At 72.6% G+C, this 25,386-nt stretch carries 22 protein-coding genes; 11 read left to right on the forward strand and 11 right to left on the reverse strand.

Translation table 11 applies throughout. The features are described from left to right. The first annotated feature begins 8 nt into the window (after nt 1-8). Nucleotides 9-992, forward strand: coding sequence for a cation diffusion facilitator family transporter (locus ACZ6JY_RS01180; RefSeq protein WP_469190978.1), 984 nt, complete (start codon nt 9-11; stop codon nt 990-992). Here ACZ6JY_RS01180 and ACZ6JY_RS01185 read toward each other — a convergent pair. Together ACZ6JY_RS01185 and ACZ6JY_RS01190 are read right to left on the reverse strand one after the other, a co-directional pair. Next, a complete protein-coding gene (locus tag ACZ6JY_RS01185; protein WP_469190980.1) occupies nt 953-1,741 on the reverse strand; it encodes a phosphatase in 789 nt (262 codons plus the stop codon). The genes ACZ6JY_RS01180 and ACZ6JY_RS01185 overlap by 40 nt on opposite strands. Nucleotides 1,742-1,835: 94 nt before the next feature. Further along, nucleotides 1,836-3,392 carry a PucR family transcriptional regulator gene (locus ACZ6JY_RS01190; protein ID WP_469190982.1) on the reverse strand — a complete coding sequence of 519 codons (1,557 nt, stop codon included), beginning with the start codon at nt 3,390-3,392 and terminating at the stop codon, nt 1,836-1,838. Between the two features lie 161 nt (nt 3,393-3,553). Here ACZ6JY_RS01190 and ACZ6JY_RS01195 point away from each other — a divergent pair, with 161 nt between their 5' ends. From ACZ6JY_RS01195 to ACZ6JY_RS01205, 3 genes are all read left to right on the forward strand, one after another. Then, a complete protein-coding gene (locus ACZ6JY_RS01195; protein WP_469190984.1) occupies nt 3,554-5,053 on the forward strand; it encodes a sodium:solute symporter family protein in 1,500 nt (499 codons plus the stop codon). Nucleotides 5,054-5,166: 113 nt separating this feature from the next. Next, a complete protein-coding gene (gene speB, locus ACZ6JY_RS01200; RefSeq protein ID WP_469190985.1) occupies nt 5,167-6,168 on the forward strand; it encodes an agmatinase in 1,002 nt (333 codons plus the stop codon). Next, nucleotides 6,165-7,859 (forward strand): thiamine pyrophosphate-binding protein, encoded by a 1,695-nt coding sequence (locus ACZ6JY_RS01205; protein WP_469190987.1) that lies wholly within the window; start codon nt 6,165-6,167, stop codon nt 7,857-7,859. Before speB ends, ACZ6JY_RS01205 begins: the two co-directional genes overlap by 4 nt. Nucleotides 7,860-7,880: 21 nt before the next feature. Here the strand turns inward: ACZ6JY_RS01205 and ACZ6JY_RS01210 are convergent, their stop codons facing one another. The 3 genes from ACZ6JY_RS01210 to ACZ6JY_RS01220 are packed head-to-tail and all read right to left on the reverse strand — an operon-like array spanning nt 7,881 to nt 9,200. Continuing rightward, nucleotides 7,881-8,147: a DUF397 domain-containing protein gene (locus ACZ6JY_RS01210; protein WP_469190989.1), complete on the reverse strand. Its 267-nt coding sequence runs from the start codon at nt 8,145-8,147 to the stop codon at nt 7,881-7,883. 44 nt (nt 8,148-8,191) lie between these two features. After that, nucleotides 8,192-8,413 carry a DUF397 domain-containing protein gene (locus ACZ6JY_RS01215; protein ID WP_469190991.1) on the reverse strand — a complete coding sequence of 74 codons (222 nt, stop codon included), beginning with the start codon at nt 8,411-8,413 and terminating at the stop codon, nt 8,192-8,194. Further along, complete coding sequence (locus ACZ6JY_RS01220; protein WP_469190993.1) at nt 8,406-9,200, reverse strand: helix-turn-helix domain-containing protein; 795 nt, start codon at nt 9,198-9,200, stop codon at nt 8,406-8,408. The genes ACZ6JY_RS01215 and ACZ6JY_RS01220 overlap by 8 nt, the downstream gene beginning before the upstream one ends. 130 nt (nt 9,201-9,330) lie before the next feature. Here ACZ6JY_RS01220 and ACZ6JY_RS01225 point away from each other — a divergent pair, with 130 nt between their 5' ends. The 6 genes from ACZ6JY_RS01225 (at nt 9,331) to ACZ6JY_RS01250 (ending at nt 17,058) form a co-directional block, all read left to right on the forward strand. Next, nucleotides 9,331-9,675 (forward strand): hypothetical protein, encoded by a 345-nt coding sequence (locus ACZ6JY_RS01225; protein WP_469190995.1) that lies wholly within the window; start codon nt 9,331-9,333, stop codon nt 9,673-9,675. Next, a complete protein-coding gene (locus ACZ6JY_RS01230; RefSeq protein WP_469190997.1) occupies nt 9,672-10,013 on the forward strand; it encodes a hypothetical protein in 342 nt (113 codons plus the stop codon). Before ACZ6JY_RS01225 ends, ACZ6JY_RS01230 begins: the two co-directional genes overlap by 4 nt. Nucleotides 10,014-10,181: 168 nt before the next feature. Further along, nucleotides 10,182-11,132: a serine hydrolase gene (locus tag ACZ6JY_RS01235; protein ID WP_469190999.1), complete on the forward strand. Its 951-nt coding sequence runs from the start codon at nt 10,182-10,184 to the stop codon at nt 11,130-11,132. Nucleotides 11,133-11,219: 87 nt separating this feature from the next. Beyond that, the gene (locus ACZ6JY_RS01240) at nt 11,220-14,957 is read left to right on the forward strand and encodes an ABC transporter ATP-binding protein (RefSeq protein WP_469191001.1); all 3,738 of its coding nucleotides are present in this window, start codon (nt 11,220-11,222) and stop codon (nt 14,955-14,957) included. A gap of 119 nt (nt 14,958-15,076) precedes the next feature. Continuing rightward, the gene (locus tag ACZ6JY_RS01245) at nt 15,077-15,484 is read left to right on the forward strand and encodes a hypothetical protein (RefSeq protein ID WP_469191003.1); all 408 of its coding nucleotides are present in this window, start codon (nt 15,077-15,079) and stop codon (nt 15,482-15,484) included. A gap of 131 nt (nt 15,485-15,615) precedes the next feature. After that, complete coding sequence (locus ACZ6JY_RS01250; protein WP_469191005.1) at nt 15,616-17,058, forward strand: aminopeptidase; 1,443 nt, start codon at nt 15,616-15,618, stop codon at nt 17,056-17,058. Between the two features lie 52 nt (nt 17,059-17,110). On the opposite strand, the gene ACZ6JY_RS01255 is transcribed toward ACZ6JY_RS01250, so the two are convergent. The 5 genes from ACZ6JY_RS01255 to ACZ6JY_RS01275 form a co-directional block, all read right to left on the reverse strand. Continuing rightward, nucleotides 17,111-17,749, reverse strand: a complete 639-nt coding sequence (locus tag ACZ6JY_RS01255) for a hypothetical protein (RefSeq protein WP_469191007.1) — start codon at nt 17,747-17,749, stop codon at nt 17,111-17,113. A gap of 114 nt (nt 17,750-17,863) precedes the next feature. Beyond that, the gene (locus ACZ6JY_RS01260) at nt 17,864-19,630 is read right to left on the reverse strand and encodes a glycoside hydrolase family 3 protein (RefSeq protein WP_469191887.1); all 1,767 of its coding nucleotides are present in this window, start codon (nt 19,628-19,630) and stop codon (nt 17,864-17,866) included. A gap of 418 nt (nt 19,631-20,048) precedes the next feature. Then, a complete protein-coding gene (locus ACZ6JY_RS01265; RefSeq protein ID WP_469191009.1) occupies nt 20,049-20,849 on the reverse strand; it encodes a sugar phosphate isomerase/epimerase family protein in 801 nt (266 codons plus the stop codon). A 27-nt stretch (nt 20,850-20,876) separates the two neighbouring features. After that, complete coding sequence (locus tag ACZ6JY_RS01270) at nt 20,877-21,791, reverse strand: bifunctional helix-turn-helix transcriptional regulator/GNAT family N-acetyltransferase (RefSeq protein WP_469191889.1); 915 nt, start codon at nt 21,789-21,791, stop codon at nt 20,877-20,879. A 174-nt stretch (nt 21,792-21,965) separates the two neighbouring features. Next, on the reverse strand, nt 21,966-22,565 hold the full coding sequence (locus ACZ6JY_RS01275; RefSeq protein WP_469191011.1) for a LysE family translocator: 600 nt from the start codon (nt 22,563-22,565) through the stop codon (nt 21,966-21,968). 28 nt (nt 22,566-22,593) lie between these two features. On the opposite strand from ACZ6JY_RS01275, the gene pdxR reads away from it, so the two are divergent. After that, nucleotides 22,594-24,195, forward strand: a complete 1,602-nt coding sequence (gene pdxR / locus ACZ6JY_RS01280; RefSeq protein WP_469191013.1) for a MocR-like pyridoxine biosynthesis transcription factor PdxR — start codon at nt 22,594-22,596, stop codon at nt 24,193-24,195. 79 nt (nt 24,196-24,274) lie between these two features. On the opposite strand, the gene ACZ6JY_RS01285 is transcribed toward pdxR, so the two are convergent. Further along, on the reverse strand, nt 24,275-25,318 hold the full coding sequence (locus ACZ6JY_RS01285; RefSeq protein ID WP_469191015.1) for a LacI family DNA-binding transcriptional regulator: 1,044 nt from the start codon (nt 25,316-25,318) through the stop codon (nt 24,275-24,277). Nucleotides 25,319-25,386: the final 68 nt, after the last annotated feature.

Genomic DNA, 25,386 nt, shown 5'->3' on the forward strand with positions numbered 1-25,386 from the left:
TCCGATGCATGAGTGAGCCGACGCGGAGCAAGCCGCGCGAGGGCGGCGGCGAGAGCACCACCACGGTCGTCGTCGCCGCCGTCGCCAACCTGGGGATCGCGCTCGCCAAGGCCGTCGCGGGCGTCATCAGCGGCTCCAGCGCCATGCTCTCCGAAGCGGCGCACTCCGTCGCCGACACCGTCACCGAGCTGATGCTGCTGGTCTCCCTGAAGGCGAGCGACCGGCCCGCCGACGAGGAACACCCCCTCGGCTACGGAGGGGCCCGCTACATCTGGGCGCTGCTCGCCTCCGTCGCCACCTTCGTGGGCGGCGGCGTCTTCGCCATGTACGACGGCGTCCACACCCTGACGCACCGCGAGGACCCGGGCGACCCGCTCATCTCGTACCTCGTGCTCGCCGTCGCCTTCATCCTGGAGGGCTACTCGCTGCGGACCGGCCTCAAGCAGGCCCGCGGCGAGGCCGACCGCCTCGGGGTGCGGCTCAAGCGCTATCTGCGCCGCACGCCGGACACCGCGGTCAAGGCCGTCGTGATGGAGGACTCGGCGGCGCTCGCGGGCCTCCTGCTCGCCGCGGCCGGGCTGTTCGCCGGGCAGCTCACCGGCTCCGGCGTCTGGGACGGCGTCGCCTCGCTCTGCATCGGCGTCCTGCTCGTGTACGTGGCCTGGGTCCTCGGCCACGCCAACTCCGAGCTGCTCATCGGGCGGCCGCTGCCCGCGGAGATGCGGGCGGCGGTCCGCGCCGAACTCCTCGCCGACCCGCACGTGATGGACGTCATCGAGCTGACCACGCTCCTCCAGGGCCCCGATGAGGCCCTGGTCGCCGCCAAGGTGGACTTCCGGGACATGTACTCGGCCGCGGACATCGAGCGGGCCTGCGACTCCATGGCGCGCCGCGTCCGTGAGCGCTTCCCCGCGGTCCGGCGCGTGTACCTGGACCCGACGCCGGGCCCGGCTCAGGAGCCGCCGGAGAGCCCCGCCGCGTCGAGCAGGTAGGCCGTCATCGGGTCGTAGTGCCGGGGGCTCGTCACGTGGTCGTCCAGCGGGACCGTGACCTGCACCGTGCCCTCGGCCTCGCCGATGAACAGCGCGGGGTCGTTGCAGTCCGCGTAACCGACCGAGTCAAGGCCGCGCTGGCCCGCCCGGCCCGCCCAGCCGTGGTCGGCGACGACCAGGCCGGGCTGCGGACGGCCCTCGCGCTCCAGGCCGTCCAGGATCGCGTTCATCGGCTCGGGGGAGTGGGTGTGCCACAGCGTCGCGCCGCGCTCAAGGACCGCGACGTCCGCGAACTGGAAGACCATGCCCTCGTCGGCCATGAGGCCTTCGGGGATCACCACGATCTCGCAGCCCGCCGCGCGCAGGGCGGCGGCCGTGGCGCGGTGCACGTCGAGCAGGCCGCCGGGGTGGCCGGTGGCGAAGAGGACGCTCTCCTTGGCCTCGGCGGCCTTGCGCAGCCGGGCGGCCATGCGCTCCAGGGCGGCGACCGTCAGCTCCGGGTCGATGGTGTCCTGGCCGAACCGGTACTCCGGGTCGTCGATGACGCCGCAGCGCTCGGCCATCACCGCGAGGACGTCCTGCTCGTCGGTCCAGCGCTCTTCGAGTTCCAGACCGAGCCAGTAGTGGCGGTCGCCGTTCGCGAGCTTCCGGTAGTGGCTGAGGTTGTTGTCACGTGGCGTGGCGACGTCTCCCGCGATGCGGGTGCGGACGAGGTGCTCTATAAGCGCGGCGCGGCTGGGTATCGGCATGCCCTCCATTGTGCCGTCGGTCAGTTGTCGCGCAGGGGGCGTCCCGAAGCACGGACACCGGGCGCGCGCCGCGCGGCGGGGCCGCACGTACCGCTCACCGGGCCCGGTTCAGCGCGAACCACAGCTCCATGCGTACGTCGGGGTCGTCCAGGTCCGCCTCCAGAAGTGCCGCGCAGCGGCTGATCCGCTGCCGGACCGTGTTCCTGTGCACCTCCAGGGCCACCGCCGTGCGGTCCCAGTTGCCGTGCAGGGAGAGCCAGGTGCGCAGGGTCAGGGTCAGGGACTCGTTGCCGGCGATCGGGGCGAGCAGCACGCGCGCGTGGGCGTCGGCCTCCGCGGGGGCGACCAGGGCGGCGATGCCGTTCGCGTGGTGGCGTACGAGGGGGCGGCGGGTGGCCTCCGCGCGGCGCAGGGCGCGGGCGGCCTGGGCGTCGGCGGCGCCGAGCCCGGCGGGCGGGGCCGCGGCGGAGACACCGAGCACCCAGCCGTCGACGGGCGCGGGCCCGCGGTCGGCGGACACGAGTAGACGCACCGCCCCGCCGGGACCGCCCGGATCCACGAGAGCGGTCCCGACCGCCGCGGCAAGCGCGGAGACACCAAGGGAAACGTGCCCTGCGCCGGCCTCGGCCCCAGTCGTCCCCGTCCCGGCACCCGCGTGCGCCACGCGCGCGTGGATCACCGTCCAGGGGCCGTCGCCCAGGAGTGGTGCCGTCTCCTCCGGTGAGGCTCCGAGGAGCAGGCGTACGAGGGCCGTCGAGCGGGCGGACTCGGATGCCCCCTGGTGCTCCCCGGTGAGCAGGGAGAGCAGGACGACCGCCGCCCCCGCGATGGTGTGGTCCCCGGGCTCGCGGCGCTCCGTGGCGGTGGCGAGGGCGAAGCCGCGGCCGCCACCGAGCGCGTAGGCGGCGAGGTGGACGCCCCCGGCCGTGTCGGCGGCGGACGCGGGGGCCGTCGGAGCGCCCCGCCGCACGACCCCGGTCAGCTCCCGCAGCGCCTCGTGCGCCGCGTCCGGCGTCCGCCCCGCCGACTGGAGCTCGGTGCCGTCGGGCCCGTACAGCGCGGCGAGCCCGCCGAGCCGTGCCGCGAGCTGGCGCAGGACCGCGGAGACCGGGTCGGGCCGCGCCGCCGCCGTCGCGAGGCCCTGCTGCGCCTGCGTGACCCGGCGCAGCTCGGCGTGGCGGGCCTCGGCCATCAGGCGCCACACCGCGCGCGCGACGCCGCTGAACGTGGTGCGCGGCGGCACTTCGACGAGCGGCAGCCCGTGCCGTTCGCAGGCCTCCACCAGGGCGTGCGGCACCGTGTCGTGGACCGGCGCAACGCCGAAGCCGAGGGCCGCGCCGCCCGCGGCGACGATGCGGGACACGTACGCGTCGAGGGAGCCGTCCGGGGCCGCCGGGTCGGCGATGTGCACGCCCGCGGTCAGGAGCAGCTCACCCCCGAGCAGGTACGGGTAGGGGTCCGTCATCTCCGAGGTGTGTACCCACTGCACGGCCGTGCCCGCCGCCCGCGCGTCGGGACCCGCGATCTGCCGCAGCCCCAGGTCGTCGCGGGCCAGGAGGGCGGCGAGCGGGACCGGCGGGGTCGGGGGAGCGGCGGGGCCCGACGGGGCGGCGTGCGCTGCGGAGTCGGCCATGGTGGACGTTCCATCCATCTCGATCGCGGGGAGTGGAGGAAACGTACACTTCAGCGTTGCTTTCCGGCCACCTAAGGTCGTGCCGACCACAGGCCGCGGGTACGGGCGGATGTCCCCGCGGCCGGTCCTCACCCCCATCTGCACGACACGCCACCGAGGTGCGCGAAGGAGGCCCCCATATGGCCGTCGACTACACAGTGATCGTCGTCTATCTCGCCGGGATGCTGGCCATGGGCTGGTGGGGCATGCGCCGCGCCAAGTCCAAGAGCGAGTTCCTCGTCGCCGGGCGCCGCCTCGGGCCGTGGATGTACTCCGGGACCATGGCCGCCATCGTCCTCGGCGGCGCCTCCACCATCGGCGGCGTCGGCCTCGGCTACCAGTACGGCCTCTCCGGCGCCTGGATGGTCTTCACCATCGGCCTGGGGCTGCTCGCGCTGAGCGTGTTCTTCTCGGCCCGCATCGCCCGCCTGAAGGTCTACACCGTCTCCGAGATGCTCGACCTGCGCTACGGAGGGCGCGCGGGCGTCATCTCCGGAGTGGTCATGTGGGCGTACACGCTGATGCTCGCGGTCACCTCGACCATCGCGTACGCCACGATCTTCGACGTCATCTTCGACATGAACCGCACGATCGCGATCATCCTCGGCGGCTCGATCGTCGTCGCGTACTCCACGCTCGGCGGCATGTGGTCCATCACGCTCACCGACATGGTGCAGTTCGTGGTGAAGACCATCGGCGTGCTGCTCCTGCTGCTGCCCATCGCCGTCGTCAAGGCGGGCGGCTTCAGCGAGATGAAGGCGAAGCTGCCCACCGAGTACTTCGACCCGCTGGGCATCGGCGGCGAGACGATCTTCACGTACGTGCTGATCTACACCTTCGGGATGCTCATCGGGCAGGACATCTGGCAGCGCGTCTTCACCGCCCGGAGTGACAAGGTCGCCCGCTACGGAGGGACTGTCGCCGGCACGTACTGCCTGGTCTACGCCGTCGCGGGCGCCGTCATCGGTACGGCGGCCAAGGTCATGTACCCCAAGCTCCCGAGCGCCGACGCCGCGTTCGCGACCATCGTCAAGGACGAACTGCCCATGGGCGTACGGGGCCTCGTCCTCGCCGCGGCGCTCGCCGCCGTGATGTCGACGTCCTCCGGCGCACTCATCGCCTGCGCGACCGTCGCCAACAACGACATCTGGTCGCGGCTGCGGGGCGTCGTGAAGGCCGGCTCCGACGACACGGCGCATGACGAGGCGCATGACAAGAGGCACGACAAGGCGCATGACGAGGTCAGGGGCAACCGTGTCTTCATCCTCGCCATGGGCGTCGCCGTGATCCTCATCGCCATCGCGCTCAACGACGTCGTCCAGGCCCTGACCGTCGCCTATAACCTGCTCGTCGCCGGCCTGCTCGTGCCGATCCTCGGCGGACTGCTGTGGCGGCGCGGCACGGCGGCGGGCGCGCTCGCGGCCGTGACCACCGGCGGTCTGTCCGTCATCGGTCTCATGTGGGCGTACGGCATCCTCGCCAACGAGCCCGTGTACTACGGGCTGTTGATTTCCCTCGCCGTGTACGTCGCCGTCTCCCTCGCCACCAGGCCCACCGACGCCGTGGTCCTCGCCGCCTGGCGCGAACGCCTGGCCGGGCGGGGCGCGGAGCCGGAGGCGGACGCTCCGGTGACCGTCTAGATCTTCGCGCGGCCCGATGTCAGTGGGCCGCGCGACACTTGAAACGCAGCACTCGCGGCGTGCCCGCACCCGCACCGCACACCGCACTCGCACCAGCAGGAGGAAAACCGACCATGAGCAGCGCCGAGACCCCGACGACCCCCCGCGGCCCCGTCGACTCGTCCCGCATCCCCCGGTACGCGGGACCGGCGACGTATGCGCGGCTGCCCCGCCTCGACGAGGTCGGCGGCAGGACGGACGTCGCGGTGGTCGGCGTGCCCTTCGACTCCGGCGTCTCCTACCGCCCGGGCGCCCGCTTCGGCGGCAACGCGATCCGCGAGGCCTCCCGCCTCCTGCGGCCCTACAACCCCGCGCAGGACGCCTCGCCCTTCGCGCTCGCCCAGGTCGCCGACGCGGGCGACATAGCCGCGAACCCGTTCAACATCAACGAAGCGGTGGAGACGATCGAGGCCGCCGCCGACGAGCTGCTCGGCTCCGGCGCCCGCATGATGACCCTCGGCGGCGACCACACCATCGCCCTGCCGCTGCTCCGCTCGGTCGCCAAGAAGCACGGCCCGGTCGCCCTGCTGCACTTCGACGCGCACCTGGACACCTGGGACACGTACTTCGGCGCGGAGTACACCCACGGCACGCCGTTCCGCAGGGCCGTCGAGGAGGGCATCCTCGACACGGAGGCGCTCTCCCACGTCGGCACGCGCGGCCCGCTGTACGGCAAGAAGGACCTCACCGACGACGAAAAGATGGGCTTCGGCATCGTCACCTCGGCGGACATCTACCGCCGCGGCGCGGACGAGGTCGCCGACCAGCTCCGCCAGCGCATCGGCGACCGCCCGCTGTACATCTCGATCGACATCGACTGCCTGGACCCGGCCCACGCCCCCGGCACCGGCACCCCGGAGGCGGGTGGCATGACGTCGCGCGAGCTCCTGGAGATCCTGCGCGGCCTCGCCTCCTGCAACCTCGTCTCGGCCGACGTCGTCGAGGTCGCGCCGGCCTACGACCACGCGGAGATCACGGCCGTCGCCGCCTCCCACACCGCGTACGAGCTGACGACGATCATGTCCCGCCAGATCGCGGAGGCCCGCCAGATCACTGAGAGGAGCGCGGCCAAGTGACGCATGACCACGACGTTGTCCTGCGGCCCACCGACGCGCAGACGGAGGCGGCCCTGAACCCGCCTGCGGGGCGCACCGGCGGCGACCTCGTCGTGGAGACCCTCCACGGCCTCGGCGCGACGACGGTCTTCGGCCTGCCGGGCCAGCACGCCCTCGGCATGTTCGACGCCCTGCGCCGCTCCTCGCTCTCGTACGTGGGGCTGCGCGTCGAGAACAACACGGGCTTCGCGGCGGACGCGTACGGCAGGATCACGGGCGAGGTCGCCCCGCTGCTGCTCTCCACCGGCCCCGGCGCGCTCACGTCACTGGCCGCGCTCCAGGAGGCGGCGGCGGGCTCCTCACCGGTCCTCGCGATCGGCAGCCAGGTCCCGGTCGCCGGACTCGGCGGCGGCCGCCACGGCTATCTGCACGAGCTCCGCGACCAGCAGGCGTCCTTCCGTGACGTCGTGAAATCCGTCCACACGGTCCGCACGGCCTCGCAGATCCCCTCCGCGATCGCGGCGGCCTGGGAGTCGGCGCTCACAGCGCCGCACGGCCCGGTCTGGGTGGAGATCCCGCAGGACGTGCTGCTCGCCGAGACGATGCTGCCGGTCGTGACGGCGATGGACGCGACCCCGGAGGAGGTCGTGCCGCGCCCCGAGCTGACCGCGGTCGCGGCCGACCTGCTGTCCCGGGCCGAGCGCCCGGCGATCATCGCGGGCGGCGGCGTGGTGCGCTCCGACGCGAGCGGCAAGCTGCTTGCCCTCGCGGAGCTGGTGAACGCGCCCGTGGTCACGACGTTCGGCGGCAAGGGTGCCTTCCCCTGGGAGCACCCGCTGTCGCTCCAGTCCTGGCTGGAGGACCGGTACACCACGGACTTCCTGGAGGACGCGGACGTCCTCCTGGTGGTCGGTTCGGGCCTCGGCGAGCTGTCCTCGAACTACCACACGTTCGCCCCGCGCGGCCGGGTCATCCAGATCGAGGCGGACGCGGGCAAGCTGGAGTCCAACCACCCGGCGCTCGGCATCCACGCGGACGCGCGGCTCGCGCTCTCCGCGCTCCTGGAGACGATCGAGTCACCCCGGGAGGACGCGTCGGCGCCCGAGCGGGTGCGGGCCGTGCTCGATCGCGTCCGCGAGCGGATAGCCGCCCAGGACCTCACCCTGGAGCAGCAGATCCTGGCCTCCGTGCGCGACGCTCTCCCCGACACGTCACCGTCCTTCTGGGACATGACGATCCTCGCCTACTGGGCGTGGTCCGCGTTCGACGCTCGGCGCCCGAACACCATGCACTCGGCGCAGGGCGCGGGCGGCCTGGGCTACGGCTTCCCGGCCGCCCTCGGCGCGGCCGTCGCGGACCCCTCCTACCCGGTCCTCGCGGTCTCCGGCGACGGCGGCGCGATGTACTCGATAGCGGAGCTGGCCACGGCCAGGCAGTACGACCTGCCCGTGACCTGGCTGATCGTCGACGACGGGGGCTACGGCATCCTGCGCGAGTACATGTCCGACGCGTTCGGCGAGGCGAGCGCCACGGAACTTTCCCGGCCCGACTTCGTCGCCCTCGCGGAATCCTTCGGGGTACCTGGCGTGCGGTCCTCCCCGGAAACACTCCGGACCGACCTGTCAAAGGCACTGGCCGAACCGGGGCCTTCGGTGGTGGTGCTTCCGGCGGTACTGCGGATGTTCGCGCCTACGCATCTCGCGGGGGGCTGATCACCCGGCCGGCGGCTCACCTCATCCGGTGAGCTGTCCGGCCTTGAGCGCTGTGATGAACGAGGACCAGCCCGCCGGGGGGAAGACCAGGGCGGGGCCGTGCGGGGCCTTGGAGTCGCGGACGGGGACCCCCGCCGGGTAGCCGTCCAGAACTTCGATGCAGCTGCCGCCTTCGTTGCCGCTGTACGTCGACTTGCGCCAGCCGGTCAGTAGTACCTCGACGCAGCTGCCGCCTTCGCTGCCGCTGTACGTCGACTTCCGCCAACCGGCGTGTATGCGTTCAGTCATGGTGGCCGTAGTCCTTTGCTGTCGCCAGCATCAGGTGGCTCGCCTCAGTCGGTGAGGTGACCGTCCTTGAGTGCTGTGATGAACGAGGACCAGCCCGCCGGGGGGATGAGCAGGGCGGGGCCTTGCGGGGCCTTGGAGTCGCGGACAGGTATGCCCGCCGGGTAGCTGTCCAGTACCTCGATGCAGCTGCCGCCTTCGTCATTGCTGTAGGAAGACTTCCGCCAGCCTTCGAGCGCTGTTGCGTTCGGGATGGTTCGCTCAGTCATGGTCTTGGTAACCCTTTGCTGTTGCCCGGAGCAGAGTCAATGTCTCTTTACGGGGGAGAGCGTTGGCCAATGCGTAATCGTAGCGGTGTTGCAGTTCCTGGACCACGGATGGGCTGTCGTGGATCTTGCCCATGCGCAGGCCCTCGCCGTACGCCAGGGGCGGTTGGTCCTCGAACCACATCAGCGTGAGCATGTTGTTCATGAGGGGGTGGAGGCCCAACTCGAAGGGCAACACGTGCACCTGGATCCGACGGCTCTCAGCGAGGCCTAAGAGGTGGTCGATTTGCTCCGCCATTACTTGGGGGCCACCAACGACCCGACGGAGCACCGCCTCATCAAGTAACGCCCACACTACGGGCGTCACCGGATCCGCAAGGATCTCCGCGCGCTCCATGCGTGTGACAAGGCGCCCGTCACGCTCCTGTTCACCCACCGGAGGGAACGACGTGCCCAGAACCGCTCGCGCGTACCCCTCCGTCTGGAGGATGCCGGGGACGAACGACAGCGCGAACTCCCGGATCATCGTCGCCTGTTGTTCGAGTTGCAGCGCCGACTGGAAGTACTCCGCCACCGCCGTGTCGTCGTCCGGCAGGAAGCTGCTCAGTACGTTTCCCGTGCCCAGCGCCCTGTCCAGCCTCCGGGCGTCCTCCTTGGAGGGGATGCGTCGGCCCGCCTCGATGTGCGCGATGTGCGAACGGGTCATGAGCGCCATGTCGGCCAGCTCCTGCTGCGTGAGCCCGGCCGCTTCCCGCTGGGCCCTCAGCCATTCCCCATAGATGTTACTCAACGTCAACTCCCGTGTGACAGGCGCTTTGTCACGCGCTACCCCCTGGTGACAGTAGTCCGAGTCGTCTCACTCTGTGAGTGGATCGCTACACAGCGATGCGTAGACCCACCAACTACCGGGAGCAGTAGACGTGTTGTGCCAGATCGCCCGCCTCGCCGAGCCGCTGCTGCGGTTCCTGTGGCCCGCCTCGGGGCGCCATCGCCTCCCAGGGGCGGCGGCCCTCGACGTGGCCGGCGTACCCGACCCGGACCTGTGTGACGTACGCGCGAGCGGACGCCCTCCGCACCGCCCTCTCCCGTACGACACCGTCCTGCGCGGTGAAGACAGCCCCCTCGTCCGGCCCTACCTCGTCGCCCACGAGCGACGCGAGGAGGCCAAGCGGCAGCGCGCCCGACGCCGTGCTCTCTGGCTCGCCGTGCACGGCGTCGACGTGGGGCCCCGCCACATCCACGGCATCGAGGTGGCCGCCGCGTGATCTCCTTCGAGGCATCCTCCCCTGAACCGACGGCCCCCCGGCTGCTCCCCTGGTGCAACCTCGACGGCAACCCCTGCTACCTCATCGGCGACGGAACCGGCCACGTCTCCCGTATCGCCGACAACATCGAATCCGTCCAGCTCGGCATGGCCGACGAAATCCTCGGGCACGCCGACGCCCTGGCCGGTGACCCGACGACCACCGCGCCCCAGCTCCGCTACCTTGCCGCCCGCATGGCCGAGTCCCTGCGAGATGTGACCCGTATCGCCCGCAGCCGCGGGGCCCGCATCCCCGTACCCGCTCGCGATGACGGCGACGGCGGCGACTGCCAGGGGTGATGCGAAGAGGCCGCCGGGATTTTTGGGCCTCGCCGCATTTCGGATAGCCTTCCCCCTTTCGTGCAACCTTCACCGGCACCCGTGAGTCATGCGTGGCGAGCGTGCCGGGAGGTGCGCTTGTACGGGCCCGGGGGGTCCGGTACGGGCCCGAGGGAACGGAAAGACTTCATGACTCACCCGGCATCCGGGATATCCAGGCGCGCCCGCGTGCTCTCGGCGGGCCTCGCCGCCGGAGTGCTCATACCGCTCGGCACGGCCGCGGTCGCCGCACCCGCCACAGCCGCCCCGAGGCCCGCCGCCGCCCCGAGGGTGACCTGTACCTCCGCGCAGACCGGTCTCGCCGCCAAGCTCACCAAGGACATCACCGCGGCCCTGAAGAACCGCAAGGGCACCGTCGCCGTCGGCCTTCGTGACCGGGCCACCGGGACCACCTGCACCCTGCGGGCGACCACCTCGTTCGACTCGGCCAGCGTCGTCAAGGCGACCGTCCTCGCCACGCTCCTGTGGGACGCCCAGAAGAGCGGCCGGGCGCTGTCGTCCCGCGAGAAGAGCCTCGCGACCGCCATGATCACCAAGTCCGACAACGCGGCCACCACCACCCTGTGGCGACAGCTCGGCGCGGCCAAGGTGAAGGGCTTCCTCAGGGCCGCCAAGATGACCCGCACGGTGCCGGGCTCGGGCGGCTACTGGGGGCTCACCCGCATCAACGCCACGGATGAGGAGAAGCTCCTCGCCCTCTTCACCGGCGAGAACACCGTTCTGACCAGCGCCTCTCGCTCGTACGTCCTGAAGCTGATGGGCAAGGTGATCGCCTCGCAGCGCTGGGGCACCCCCGCGGGCGCGCCGTCCGGCGTCTCCATACACGTCAAGAACGGCTGGCTCCAGCGGTCGACCCACGGCTGGCGTGTGCACAGCATCGGCACGTTCAAGGGCGGCGGCCACGACTACACGATGTCCGTGCTCAGCCACGGAAACAGCACCATGAACTACGGCGTCGCCACCATCCAGGGCGTGGCCAAGGCCATCCACAAGGACCTGACGCCGCACGCCCCCGCGGCCCAGCGCTACGCCCCGACGGCCACGCCCAGGGAGGCGCTGGTGACGGCCCCCGCCATCTGACGCGGGCACCGATTTGTTGCGGCGGGATGAAATCCGCACCCCGCCGCGTTGGGCCTCTCGGCAGGTCAGGTCTACGGGAGGCAGCGCGTGACGCAGGAACGGGGCGGTTCCGGGCAGCGGGAACCCGGCTGGGCCAAGAGGCTCACCGGGTATGCGTGGCGGTACCCGAAGGACGTCGTGCTCGCGCTCGGCTCCTCGCTCGCCGGCATGGCCGTCATGGCCCTCGTACCGCTGATCACCAAGGTGATCATCGACGATGTGATCGGGCAGGACGGGCAGGGCGGCGGCAGGTCCATGGGGCCGTGGGCCGGCGCGCTGATCGGCGCGGCCGTCCTCGTGTACATAGCCACCTACATCCGCCGCTACTACGGCGGCCGGCTCGCCCTCGACGTCCAGCACGACCTGCGCACCGAGATGTACGGGACGATCACCAGGCTCGACGGGCGGCGGCAGGACGAGCTGTCCACCGGGCAGGTCGTCGGCCGCGCGACCAGCGACCTCCAGCTCATCCAGGGCCTGCTCTTCATGCTGCCGATGACCATCGGCAACATCCTGCTCTTCGTGATCTCCCTCGCGATCATGGCGTGGCTCTCGCTGCCGCTCACCCTCGTCGCCCTCGCCGTCGCCCCCGCCCTCTGGTTCATCGCCCGCCGCTCCCGCACCCGCCTGCACCCCGCCACCTGGTACGCGCAGGCCCAGGCCGCCGCCGTCGCCGGAGTGGTCGACGGCTCCGTCAGCGGCGTACGCGTGGTGAAGGGCTTCGGCCAGGAGGACCAGGAGACCGGCAAGCTGCGGGAAGTGAGCCGCAAGCTCTTCGCGGGGCGGCTGCGGACCGTCAAGCTCAACTCCCGCTACACCCCCGCCCTCCAGGCCGTCCCCATGCTCGGCCAGGTCGCCATGCTGGCCCTCGGCGGCTGGCTCGCCGTGCGCGGGGAGATCACGCTCGGCACGTTCGTCGCCTTCTCCACCTACCTCGCGCAGCTCGTCGGACCCGTACGGATGCTCGCCATGGTCCTCACCGTCGGCCAGCAGGCCCGCGCGGGCGTCGAGCGCGTCCTTGAGCTCATCGACACCGAGCCGAGCATGAGCGACGGGACCAAGGAACTGCCCGCCGACGCCCCCGCCACCGTCGAGTTCGACGACGTCGGCTTCGGCTACGAGGACGACAGGCCCGTCCTGGACGGCCTCTCCTTCCAGATCGCCCCCGGCGAGACGCTCGCCGTCGTCGGCTCCTCCGGCAGCGGCAAGTCGACCGTCTCGCTGCTCCTGCCGCGCTTCTACGACGTGACCCACGGCGCCGTTCTCATCGGCGGCCACGACGTGCGCGAGCTGACCCTCGGCTCCCTGCGCGCCGCCATCGGACTCGTGCCCGAGGACTCCTTCCTCTTCTCCGACACCGTCGGCACCAACATCGCCTACGGCCACCCCGAGGCCACCCGGGAGCAGATCGAGGCCGCGGCCAGGGCCGCCCAGGCCGACCGGTTCATCTCCGAGCTGCCCGATGGCTACGACACCAAGGTCGGCGAGCAGGGGCTCACCCTCTCCGGCGGCCAGCGCCAGCGCATCGCGCTCGCCCGCGCCATCCTCACCGACCCCCGCCTCCTCGTCCTCGACGACGCCACCTCCGCCGTCGACGCCCGCGTCGAGCACGAGATCCACGAGGCGCTGCGCGGCGTCATGGCGGGGCGTACGACCCTGCTCATCGCCCACCGCCGCTCCACCCTCAACCTCGCCGACCGCATCGCCGTCCTGGACGACGGGCGCCTCGCCGACCTCGGCACCCACGCGGAGCTGGAGGAGCGCTCGCCCCTCTACCGGCGCCTGCTCACCGACCCCGACGAGCTGGGCGGCGTCTCGCCCGGCCACGCCCTCCCCGCCGACCTGCCCGAGGACACCTCCGTACGCGACGAGCTCGACGCCGAGTTCGACGCCGAGCGCGGCATCACGCCCGCCCTGTGGACCGGTGACAGGGAGCCGAAGGACACCGCGCTCTCCGGGATGCCGTCCACGCCCGAGCTGCTCGCCCAGGTCGACGCGCTGCCCCCGGCCGACGACAAGCCCGGCATCGACGAGGCGCGGGCCGTCACGCCCGAGAAGTCCTACGGCCTGCGCAGGCTGCTCGGCGGGTTCGGCCGCCCCCTGCTGTTCAGCCTGCTGCTCGTCGCCGTCGACGCGGGCATGGGGCTGCTGCTGCCCGTCCTGATCCGGCACGGCATCGACGAGGGCGTCAACCAGCTCGCGCTGGGTGCCGTCTGGGCCGCGTCCGGCCTCGCGCTGGCCGCCGTCGCCGTGCAGTGGACGGCGCAGACCGGCGAGATGCGGATGACGGGACGCACCGGCGAGCGGGTCCTGTACTCGCTGCGGCTGAAGATCTTCGCGCAGCTCCAGCGGCTCGGGCTCGACTACTACGAGCGGGAGCTGACCGGGCGCATCATGACCCGGATGACCACGGACGTGGACGCGCTCTCCACGTTCCTCCAGACCGGACTCGTCACCGCCTTCGTCGCCGTCGTCACCTTCTTCGGCATCATGGCCGCCCTGCTCGTCATCGACGTGGAGCTCGCCCTCGTCGTCTTCGCGACGCTGCCGCTGCTCGTCATCGGCACGTACTTCTTCCGCAAGTCGAGCGTGAAGGCGTACGAACTGGCGCGGGAGCGCGTCTCCGTCGTCAACGCCGACCTCCAGGAGTCCGTGGCCGGGCTCCGCATCGTGCAGGCCTTCCGGCGCGAGCGCTCGGGCACCCAGCGGTTCGCGGAGAGCAGCGACAGCTACCGCCAGGCCCGCATCCGCGGCCAGTGGCTGATCTCGGTGTACTTCCCGTTCGTGCAGTTCCTGTCGTCCGTCGCCGTCGTCGCCGTCCTCGTCGTGGGCGCGGGCCGCGTCGAGGCGGGCACGCTGACCACCGGCGCGCTCGTCGCGTACCTGCTCTACATCGACCTGTTCTTCGCGCCCGTGCAGCAGCTCTCCCAGGTCTTCGACGGCTACCAGCAGGCCACCGTCTCGCTCGGCCGCATCCAGGAGCTGCTCCAGGAGCCGACCTCGACCAAGGCCGCCGACAAGCCCCTCGGTGTGTCCTCGCTGCGCGGTGAGATCGCCTTCGAAGACGTCAGCTTCGCCTACACCGGCGAGGAGGAGGCCCTCAGCGAGGTGCGGCTGCGGATACCCGCCGGGCAGACCGTCGCCTTCGTCGGCGAGACCGGCGCGGGCAAGTCCACGCTGGTCAAGCTGGTCGCCCGCTTCTACGACCCGACGAGCGGGCGGGTCACGGTCGACGGCACCGACCTGCGCTCCCTGGACCTCACCGCGTACCGCCACCGCCTCGGCGTCGTCCCGCAGGAGGCCTACCTCTTCGTGGGCACCGTCCGCGACGCCATCGCCTACGGGCGTCCCGACGCCACCGACGCCCAGGTCGAGGCCGCCGCCCGCGCGGTCGGCGCGCACGAGATGATCGCCACCCTCGACGGCGGCTACCTCCATGAGGTCACCGAGCGGGGCCGCAACCTCTCCGCCGGGCAGCGGCAGCTCATCGCGCTCGCCCGCGCCGAGCTGGTCGACCCCGACATCCTGCTCCTCGACGAGGCGACCGCCGCGCTCGACCTCGCCACGGAGGCGCAGGTCAACCAGGCCACCGACCGCATCGCGGGCAAGCGCACCACCCTGGTCGTCGCCCACCGGCTCACCACGGCCGCCCGCGCGGACCGCGTCGTCGTGATGGACGGCGGACGCGTCGCCGAGGACGGCACGCACGAGGAACTGCTCGCCCTCGACGGTCGGTACGCGCGGCTGTGGCGCACGTTCGTGGGGGAGCCGGTCGAGGCCGTCTGAGCGGGGCCGCGGGCAAGTCGAGAAAAGCCCGAGAAAAGCCGGGGGAGGCCGCAACCGCGAGGCGGCGGGCCGCGTCCGTACATCAGTACGTTGATGCCGCAGTGGCGGGAGGGAACACCGTGAGCAGTGGTAGCGGGCGGAGTCGCATACGCCGGTGGCTGACGCTCGGCGCAGCCGGGCTCGCCGCCTCCCTTCTGCTGGCCCTCGTGGGCCCCGGCGCGGGTCCGGCGCACGCCGCCGCCGGCGCCTGCGCGGGGCACAAGGTGCGCGTCCTGCCCTTCAGCAAGGGCAGGGTCGACGTCTTCAAGTCCCGCGGTTACGTCTGCGTCGTGCTGGTCGCCAAGCGTCCCGGCGCCCGCAAGACCATGTCCGTGAGCGTTCAGGCCCGCGGCAGCCGTGCAGTGCGGGACAAGGGGCGCTTCACCCACCGCGCGGGCCCCGTGACGGTCCACGCGGGGAACCGGTGCGTGCGCGTCACGGGGAAGATCAGCGGGCGTGGGGTCACTTCGGGATGGATTCTCTGCTGACGCCGCTCTGCTGACGCCTCGCCGCCGACGCTTCTCCGCTGACGCGCGTGAGCCGCGCCCGTCTGCCTCTGGTGCGACACCAGTTGCTCCGTTAGGTTCCGGGGCACTGCTGTGTCGACAGGGGAGGGTGCATGCGCAAGGCGCTCAGATGGCTGGTGTCGCTCGTCGTGCTGATAGGCACGGTGAGCGCGGCCGGAGCGACGTCCGGAGCGGCCACCGCCGCCGAACGGGCCACCACCGGGGAGCGGGCCACCACCGCGGAACCGGACATCAAAGACAGGCTGCTCGCCATACCCGGCATGAGCCTCATCGAGGAGAAGCCCTATCCCGGCTACCGCTTCTTCGTCCTGAACTACACCCAGCCGGTGGATCACCGCCGCCCCTCCAAGGGCACCTTCAAGCAGCGCCTGACGGTCCTGCACAAGGACACGAGCCGCCCCACGGTCTACTACACCAGCGGCTACAGCGTCTCCACCAACCCCAGCCGCCGCGAGCCGACGCAGATCGTCGACGGCAACCAGATCTCCATGGAGTACCGCTTCTTCACGCCCTCGCGTCCGGCCCCGGCCGACTGGTCCAAGCTCGACATCTGGCAGGCCGCCACCGACCAGCACCGCATCTACCGGGCGCTGAAGCCCATCTACGGCAAGAAGTGGCTGGCCACCGGCATCTCGAAGGGCGGCATGACGGCGACGTACTACGAGCGCTTCTACCCCCGTGACATGGCCGGCATCGTCTCGTACGTGGCGCCCAACGACGTGGTGGACAAGGAGGACTCGGCGTACGACGAGTTCCTGGCGAACGTCGGCACCAAGGCGTGCCGCGACCGCATCCAGGCCGTGCAGCGCGAGGCGCTCGTCCGCAGGAAGCCGCTGTCGCAGAAGCTCGCGGCCTACGCCGCCGCCGAGAACCGCACGTTCCACACCGTCGGCACCCTGGACAAGGCCTTCGAGGCGGTCGTCCTCGACCTGACGTGGGGCTTCTGGCAGTACCAGCCCGCCGCCACCGCCTGCGGCGAGATCCCGGACGCGGCCACCATGTCCGACCAGGCCCTCTTCGACTACGTCGACTCCGTGGGCGGCTGGTCCTCCTACACCGACCAGGGCCTGGAGCCGTACACGCCGTACTACTACCAGGCGGGCACGGAACTCGGCTCGCCCGCCATCAGCCAGCCCTGGCTCGGCGACCTGAGCCGCTACGGCTACCAGCCGCCGCGGAACTTCGTGCCCCGCGAGATCCCGATGAAGTTCAAGCCGGCCGCGATGCGCGACATCGACCGCTGGGTGCGGCACAACGCGCACCGGATGATGTACGTGTACGGGGAGTACGACCCGTACGGCGCCGAACAGTTCCGCCCCGCGCGGGGCGCCAAGCACGACTCGTACGTCTTCACGGCCCCGGGGGCGAACCACGGGGCGACGGTCTCGCAGCTCACCGCAGACGAGAAGGCGAAGGCCACGCAGCGGATCAAGGCGTGGGCCGGTGTGTCCACCGCGACGTCGAAGCCGCTGGCCGCGTACGACGCGCGCCTCGACCGCAAGGACGTGAAGAAGGAGATGACGCTGCGGCCGTAGCCCCCGGCGTTTGAGAGCGGGGTCCGGCTCCGGAACGGGGAGTCCCGTGGCGTCACAGCCGCGTGGCGCACCCCACGGGCCGGGCCCCGCCCAGCGTGACGTAGAGATCCGTCGCGGGGCCGCACGCGCCGCGGCTCCGCACCGCCGAGGCGACCCGGTACTCGGGGGCCCGCTCGCCGCCGCCGTCGCAGGCGGTCTCCCGGACCTCGCCCCGCCCCGCGGAGTACACGCAGTCGCCCACGACGGTCCTCGGGCCGCCGCCGCCCCCGGGGTCACCGGGGTGCGGCGGTTCGAGGTTGCGCATGCAGGCGTGGCCCCGCGGCACCGCCCCGTCGCCGTCCTCGTCCTCCGCGGGCCTGCTCTCGCTGATGTGCAGCACGAAGTCGGTGCGGGCCGGGCAGGAGGGGCCCTGCCGCACCTTGCCGTAGTGCCGCGCGAGGACCCGCGCCGCCGCCCGCTCGCTGGTGCACGGCACCTCCGTGAACGCCGCCCGCCCCCGCGAACTGCACTCGTCCACGGCGAGGAACACCTTGCCGAAACCCGAGGGGCGCGAAGCCACCGGCGCCTGGCCGTCCGTGCCCTCCTCGCCGCCGCCCGAGCCCTGACAGCCGGTCAGCGCGAGCGCGCAGGCGAGCAGCAGCGCGCGAAGCGTCCCCTTGGCCGCGCGCGGCGCGTCGTCGCAGGCAAGCATGGCGTTCCCCCCGATACGTGCGGTCCAGCGTGACCCGTGGGAGCGGGGCCGTGCCAGGCGCGCGGGGCGCTTTGCGGCGATCGGAGGTGCGGCGCCGACGGTCCGGCGTACGCGTCAGTACGTCAGCCCGTGGCCGACCGGATACAGCACCTGCGCCGGGTCGTCCGCCCGCCGCACCGGCACCGGCAGCCGCCCCCGCGGCGTGGCGTGGCCCGCGATCACCCGCGCGGCGGCGCGCAGCTCGACGTCGGTCCAGGAGTACGAGGCCAGCGCCGCGTCGACCTCGGGGAGCCGGGCCACGTCGTAGGGGTTGCGGATGGCGAGGGCGACGACGGGCACGCCGGTGGCCTTGAGCGCGGCCACCAGGGCGGCCTGCCCGTCCGCCGCGGTGTCCCCGGCGGGCAGCGCCGCGAACAGCGCGGCGTTCGCGGCCTGCGTGTTGTCCCGCGCCGTGGCCGCGTGGGTCGCGACGTTGTACGTCGCCACCAGGACCGCGTCCGCGCCTTCCGCCGCCGCCACCGCCTTCTCGACCGTCGCCGCGTCCGGTGACGTGCCCGTCGGCAGGGCGGTGGCGGTGAAGCCGAGGCCGGTCAGGGTGTCCGCGAGGACCGACGTCGGCGGGCCCGTCGTGCCCGACGGCGAGCGCGGGTCGGCGCCCACCACGAGGATGTCGCGGTGCGTACGGGGCGACAGCGGCAGCGTGGCGTTCTCGTTGCTCAGCAGCGTCGTCGTCGCCTCCGCGATGCGGTCGGCCGCCGCCAGGTGGGCGGCGCCGCCCACGGTGGCGTCCGTCCCGGCCACGAGATCCGGGGCCGCCGTGCCGTCCTCGGTGAGGAGGCCGACCCTCGCCTTCATGCGCAGGACGCGCAGGACCGACGCGTCGACGCGGTCCTCGGTCAGTTCGCCGTCGGCCACGGCCTTGAGCACCGCGTCCCACGCGACCTGCGGGCGCGGCGGGTTCAGGAGCTGGTCCACGCCCGCCTTGAGCGCCAGCACGGCCACGCGGTCGTCCCCGTACTTCGTCCGCACGCCCCGCATCGCCAGGGAGTCGGTGGCGACCACCCCGTCGTAGCCCAGCTCCTCCCGCAGGACGCCCGTGACGATCGGGTGCGAGAGCGTCGCCGGGTCGCCCGAGGGGTCAAGGGCGGGCACCACGATGTGGGCCGTCATCACGGAGTCCACGCCCGCGGCGACCGCCGCGCGGAAGGTCGGCGCGTCGAACCTGTCCCACTCCTCGCGGGTGTGGTGGATGTGCGGCAGCTCGGTGTGGCTGTCGTCCGTCGTGTCGCCGTGCCCGGGGAAGTGCTTGGCCGCGGTCGCCACGCCCGCGCTCTGGTAGCCCTCGATCTGCGCCGTCACGAAGCCGGCGACCGCCTCGGGGTCGGAGCCGAAGGAGCGTACGCCGATGACCGGGTTGGCCGGGTCGATGTTCACGTCGGCGTCCGGGGCGTGGTCCTGGCGGATGCCGAGGGCGCGCAGCTCGGTGCCCGCGATGCGGGCCGCCTCGCGGGCGTGCTCGTGCGAACCGGATGCTCCCAGCGCCATCGCGCCGGGCAGGAGCGTCGCCGGGGCGCCCACGCGGGCCACGGCGCCGTGCTCCTGGTCCACGGAGATCAGTACGGGGATGCCCGAGGGGAGCGCTTCCGCCGCCGCCCGCTGGATGCCCCGGGAGAGGGCGGCGATCTGGTGCGGGTCGCGGGTGTTGTGGGCCCAGCCGAAGTAGATGATGCCGCCGAGGTGATAGCGGGCGATCAGCCCTGCCGCGTCGTCGACGCCGAGTTCCTCGCGGTTGGTGTCGATGTCCCGCTGGTCGGGGGCGGTGGCCGTGTGCCCGTACACGTGCATCACGAAGAGCTGGCCGACCTTCTCCTCCAGGCTCATCCTCGCGATGAGGGCGCGGAGCGTGGGGTCGTCGGGCTGGGGCACGGGCGCTCCTGCTGGCCGAAGGAAACTTTCAGGAGCTACGGATATCCCGAAGATTTCTGCCGGTCAAGAGAGGACGGGCGGCCGGGGCCGTCACCGGCGCTGTGTGGAAGGGGGGCGCGCCGGTGACGGCGGGCTGCCGGCCGCAGGCGGCGGAGAGGGTGGTCAGCGTTCGCAGCCAGCAGCGATGCCGACACCGCCCTGCGGAGACTCATCGGCAGCGTGCCGGTTGGACGACCGGGGGCGGGGGAGGGTTCCCGGTTTCGGGGAAGTGGTGCGGGGGGTGTGGGTGGTGCGCCTGGGTTCTTCCTGGGCGGGGGCGTCAGGGCTTCAGGCAGGGCGTCAGGGCTTCAGGGCGTCAGGGCTTTCCGGGGCTTCAGGGCTGACCGGCCGTGAGGCGGACCAGGTGGGACCGGCCGGGGCCGAGGAGTCGGGGCAGCGGCGCCGCCCCCTCGTACCAGCGCTTCTCGTACTCCCAGCACAGCCAGCCGTCCCACCCCTCCGCGCCGAGCAGCGCCACGGTCTCGGCGAGCGGCAGCGTGCCGGCGCCGAGGGCCAGCGGGGTTGTGTCGTGTGCGGAGGCGATGTCCTTGACCTGGACGTAGCCGAGGTGGGGGGAGAGGGCGGCGAAGCTGTCGCCGACGGACTCGCCGCCGAGCAAGGTGTGCATGACGTCCCACAGCGCGCCGACCTGGCGGTGCCCGACCGCGCCGAGGACCCGGGCGACATCGGCTCCCGTGCGGTGCGAGTCGTGGGTCTCCAGGAGGACGCGTACGCCGGCGTCGGCGGCGTACCGCGCGGCGGTGCCGAGCCGCCTCGCGGCCGTCGCGTCGGCCTCCGCCGTGCTCTGCCCGGTGCCGCCGCCGGGGAAGACGCGTACGAAGGGGGCGCCGACGTCACGGGCGAGGGCGACGAGGGAGCGCACCTCGTCGAGTACGGGTGCGTCGTCGCCGGGCGCGGCCACGCGCGCGTACCCGGCGATGCCGAGGATGTCCACGCCCGCCGCCTTGAACTCGGCGGCGACGTCCGCCCGTTCGGCGAGGCCGATCCCGGGGTGCACCGGCTCCTCGGGGTGTGCGCGCAGCTCGACGCCCCGGTAGCCGTGGTCGGTGGCGAGCCGCAGCACGTCGGCGACGGGCAGGCCCGGCACGCCGAGGGTGGAGAAGGCGAATTTCATGGTCCGACAGTAGGGGACAGGAGGCGCTCAGGCGGGCCGCTCGTGCAGGGGCAGCCGCCAGTCCTGGCCGACGATGTCGGCGCCGAAGGAGCGGTGCGGCCTCTCGTCGGCGAGGACGAAGCCGTGGCGCTGGTAGATCGCGCGGGCGGCGGCGAGCACACCGACGGTCCAGAGCACGAGCTCCCGGTACCCGGCGTCGCGTGCGAAGCCGACGCAGGCGCTCACGAGCTGGTCCCCGATCCCCAGGCCGCGCGCGTCGGGCTCGACGAGCAGGAGGCGCAGCCGTGCCGCGCCGGGGGCCTCGTCGCGCACGCACATCACACTCCCCACCGGGCGCCCGTCCAGCTCGGCGATCCACACCCGCTCCAGGTGCGGATCGTGGTCCTGGGCGAAGTCCGCGACGATGCGGGCGACCAGCCCTTCGTACTCGGTGTTCCACCCGTACTCGGCGGCGTACAGCGCGCCGTGGCGCTGCACGATCCAGCCGAGGTCACCCGGCCGCGGCTCCCTGAGCCGGACGCTCGGGCGCCGCCGGTCGGTGCCTTCGAGGATGCCGCGGACGGTGCGCATGGCCGCGGCGAGGCGGGCCCGGTCGGCGGCGGGCACGTCGGCGACGAGCGCCCCGACGGATTCCCGTGACCGCTCGTCGAGCAGGTCGGCGGCGTCCCGCCCCCGCGCGGTCAGCGTGATCCGCTGCCGCCGGGGATCGGGCACGGACGGAGCGCGCTCCACGAGACCGTCCCGCTCGAACTTGGCGAGCAGCCGGCTCAGGTACCCGGCGTCGAGGGAGAGCGTGCCCCGCAGGTCGGCCGCGTCGGTGTGCGGCGACCGCGAGAGCTCGTACAGGACGCGTGACTCGGTGAGGGTGTACGGGACGTACAGGCGACGGCCGTAGTCGAGGACACCGATGAGGTTGGTGTAGAAGCGGTTGAAGGCCCGCATCTCCTGGATGGGCGCACGCGCCACCGGCGGTGCCTGGGTCTTCGCCTGGGTCGTTTTCTGGGTCTTCTCGATCGGTTTCGGCACGATGACCACCTGATCTACCTTTGACTGAGTCAACGGTAGCCCCGGGCGGTGTACCGGGGAAGCCCCGCGGCTCTCAGAACTCCGCGGCTCTCAGAGAAACGCCAGGCGCAGGCCGAGGGCGGCGAACGCCGTCGCGAAGGTGCGGCGCATCCAGTCGACGACCCGGGGGCGGGCGATGACGTGGTGGCGCATCGCCGCGGCGAAGCGGCCGTAGGCCAGGAAGACGACGAACGTCATCAGCATGAAGTACGCGCTGAGTTCGGTCATGCGCAGCATGGCGTACGGCTCGTCCGTGTCCACGAACTGCGGCAGGAACGCGAAGAAGAACAGGGTCAGCTTCGGGTTGAGGACGTTGATCAGTACGGCCGTCAGGATCGTGCGGCCCGCCGAGCGCGGCTCCGCCTCCCGCTCCGCGGTGAGCTCGCTCTTGTCGCGCAGCGTGCTCCACGCCATGTAGAGGAGATAGGCCACACCGAGGTACTTCAGGGTCTCGAACGCGACCGCGCTGGCGTTCAGCAGCGCGGCGAGGCCCGTGATCGCGGCCACCATGTGCGGGATGACGCCCAGCGTGCAGCCGATGGCCGCGACGGCCGCGGCCCGCGTGCCCCGCGACAGGCCCGCCGCGATCGTGAACAGGGCGCCGGTGCCGGGGGTCACGCAGACGACGAGGGAGGTGAGGAAGAATTCCATGCCTTGACCCTGACGCCACAATGGACCCATGAACAGGTCCAAAGGACTACCTGTCGACCAGTCCATAACGACGCCGGCCGCCACCTCCGACTTCCTCCAGCTCGATCCCCGTACCGCCCCCAGGGGCGGGCTCGCGGACTGGCTGGCGCGGGAGATCCGGTCCGCCATCGCGGACGGGCGGCTCCCCACCGGCAGCCGGCTGCCCGCCACCCGTACCCTCGCCGACGAACTCCGCGTGTCCCGCGGCGTCGTGACGGAGGCCTACCGGCGCCTCGGCGAGGACGGCCATGTCGCGGGGCGGGGCCGTGGCGGCACCGTCGTCCTGGCCGCACCGCAGCACCCGTCACCCACCGGGGCGCCGGCCTCACCGCCCGGCCCGGCGGCGGCCTCGGCCCCGGCGGCGGGTCTCGGAAAGCCCACCCGCGCAGCCCCCGAAGAGCCCGTCCGCGCCGCCCCCGAAGAGCCCACCCGCGCCGCCCCCGAAATGCCCGCCCGCGCCGACCCGTTCGCCGCGGCCCCCGGCCTCGGTGTCTTCGAGGCCCTGCGCGCCGCCCCCGCCCGCATCGACCTCACCCCCGGCCTGCCCGACCTCAGCGCCTTCCCCCGCGCGGCCTGGCTGCGCGCCGAACGCGCCGTCTTCGCCGACCTCACCCCGCACGCCTTCGGATACGGGGACCCGCGCGGCACCCCGGCCCTGCGCACGGCCGTCGCGCGCTGGCTCTCCCGCAACCGGGGGATCAACGCCGACCCCGACGACGTGATGATCGTCAACGGCACGGCCCAGGCGCTGCGGCTCCTCGTCGACGTACTGGGCGCCGAGGGGATCGACCGGGTGGCCGTCGAGGAACCGGGGTCGCTCGGCGTCCGCCAGCACCTGCGTCCGCTCGGCACACCGCCCGTCCCGGTCGACGCGCAGGGCGTCCGCGTCGACGCCCTGCGGGCCACCGGAGCCCGGGCCGTACTGCTCACGCCCGCCCACCAGTTCCCCACCGGCGTCGTGCTCGGCGGCGAGCGCCGCCGCGAGCTGATGGAGTGGGCCCGCGACGGCGGCCTCGTCATCGAGGACGACTACGACGCCGAGCACCGCTACGACCGCCCCGCGGTCCCCGCCCTCCGCGCCCAGCTCCCCGAGCGGGTCTGCTACACCGGCAGCGTCTCCAAGCTCCTCGCGCCCGCCCTGCGCATCGGCTGGCTGCTCGCCCCGCGCGCGCTGCGCCCCGGCCTCCTCGACGCCAAGCGCCTGGTCGACCTCGGCAACGCCGCGCTCCCGCAACTGGTCCTGGCCCGCCTCATGGAATCCGGCGACCTGGAACGCCATCTGCGGCTCATCCGCAGGCACCACCGCCGCCGCAGGGACGCGATGATCGCGGCCCTCCGCACGCACCTGCCGGGAGCCGTCGTCCACGGCGCGGCGGCCGGGCTGCACCTGACGATCACGTGGGACACCGCGTACGCGGGCCCCGACGCCGCGCTCGCCACCGCCGCCCTCGACCGGGGCGTCAAGGTCCACCCCCTGTCCTGGCACACCCAGCGCCCCCACCCCCCGGGCCTGGTCCTCGGCTACGCGGCCACACCCCCCACGACCATCACGGAAGCAATCACGCACCTGGCCCGAGCCCGCCCCCGCTGAGGCGCGTTGCGGGAAAGTCCCGGCGGCGCGCGGAAAATGTGGCGATATGGGCGGGACTTTTCTGCAACGCCCCACCGATCTACCGCGGCGGCGCCGTCGAGCCGCGGACCATCAGGTCGCCGTGCACCGTTGCCACGCCTCCCGGCGGCGGCTGTTCCTTGCCCATGGCGATCCGGCCCGCGCGTGCGCCCGCCTCGTGCAGCGGCAGGCGGACCGTCGTCAGCGCGGGGACGACGTCGACGCTGAACGGCAGATCGTCGAAGCCCGCCACGGAGACGTCGTCCGGGATGCGCAGGCCCTTGTCGCGCAGGGCCGCGCAGGCGCCGAGCGCCACCGTGTCGTTGGCGGCGACCACGGCGGTCAGGTCGGGGGCGCGGCGCAGCAGTTCGTCGGTGGCGTCGTAGCCGGAGCGGCGGTCGTAGGGGCCGTGGACGGTGAGCGCAGGGTCGTCGCTGACGCCGTGCGCGGCGAGCGCCTCCCGGTGGCCCTCCAGGCGGTGCCGGGTGGTGGTGCGCTCCTCGGGGCCCGCGATGTAGCCGATGCGGAGGTGGCCGAGGCCGAGCAGGTGTTCGGTGACCCGCCGGCCGCCGCCGCGGTTGTCGAAGGTGAGTGCCACGGCGTCGGTGTCGGGGGAGGGCGGCCGGCCGCAGAGCACCACCCGGGCGCCCGCCTCGCCGAGGCGCCGCAGCTTTCCGGCCATCGCGGCGGCGTGCTCGGCGTCCTCGACCGCGCCGCCGGTGATGACCACCGCGGCGGCGCGCTGGCGCTGGAGGAGCGTGAGATAGGTCAGCTCGCGCTCGGGGGAGCCGCCGGTGTTGCAGACCACGGCCATCCGCTCGCCGCCCGCGCGCCCGCCGGGGCCGCCGATCTCGGACTGCACCGCGCCCGCCATGATCCCGAAGAAGGGGTCCGCGATGTCGTTGACCAGGATGCCGACCAGGTCCGACGTGGCGGCGGCGAGCGCGCTCGCGGGCCCGTTCAGGACGTAGTCGAGGTCGTCGACGGCGCGCAGGACGCGCTCGCGCGTGGCGGTCGCCACGGGATAGTTGCCGTTCAGTACGCGGGAGACGGTGGCGGGGGAGACCTGCGCGCGGGCCGCCACGTCCGCCAGGGTCACGGTCATCTTCGTCGTCCTTTGGTCACTGCCGTGGCCCGAAGCCCTTGTCCGAACCTTGTGCGGCAGGCTAGCTT

The organism is Streptomyces sp. NPDC046335 (assembly GCF_055587985.1).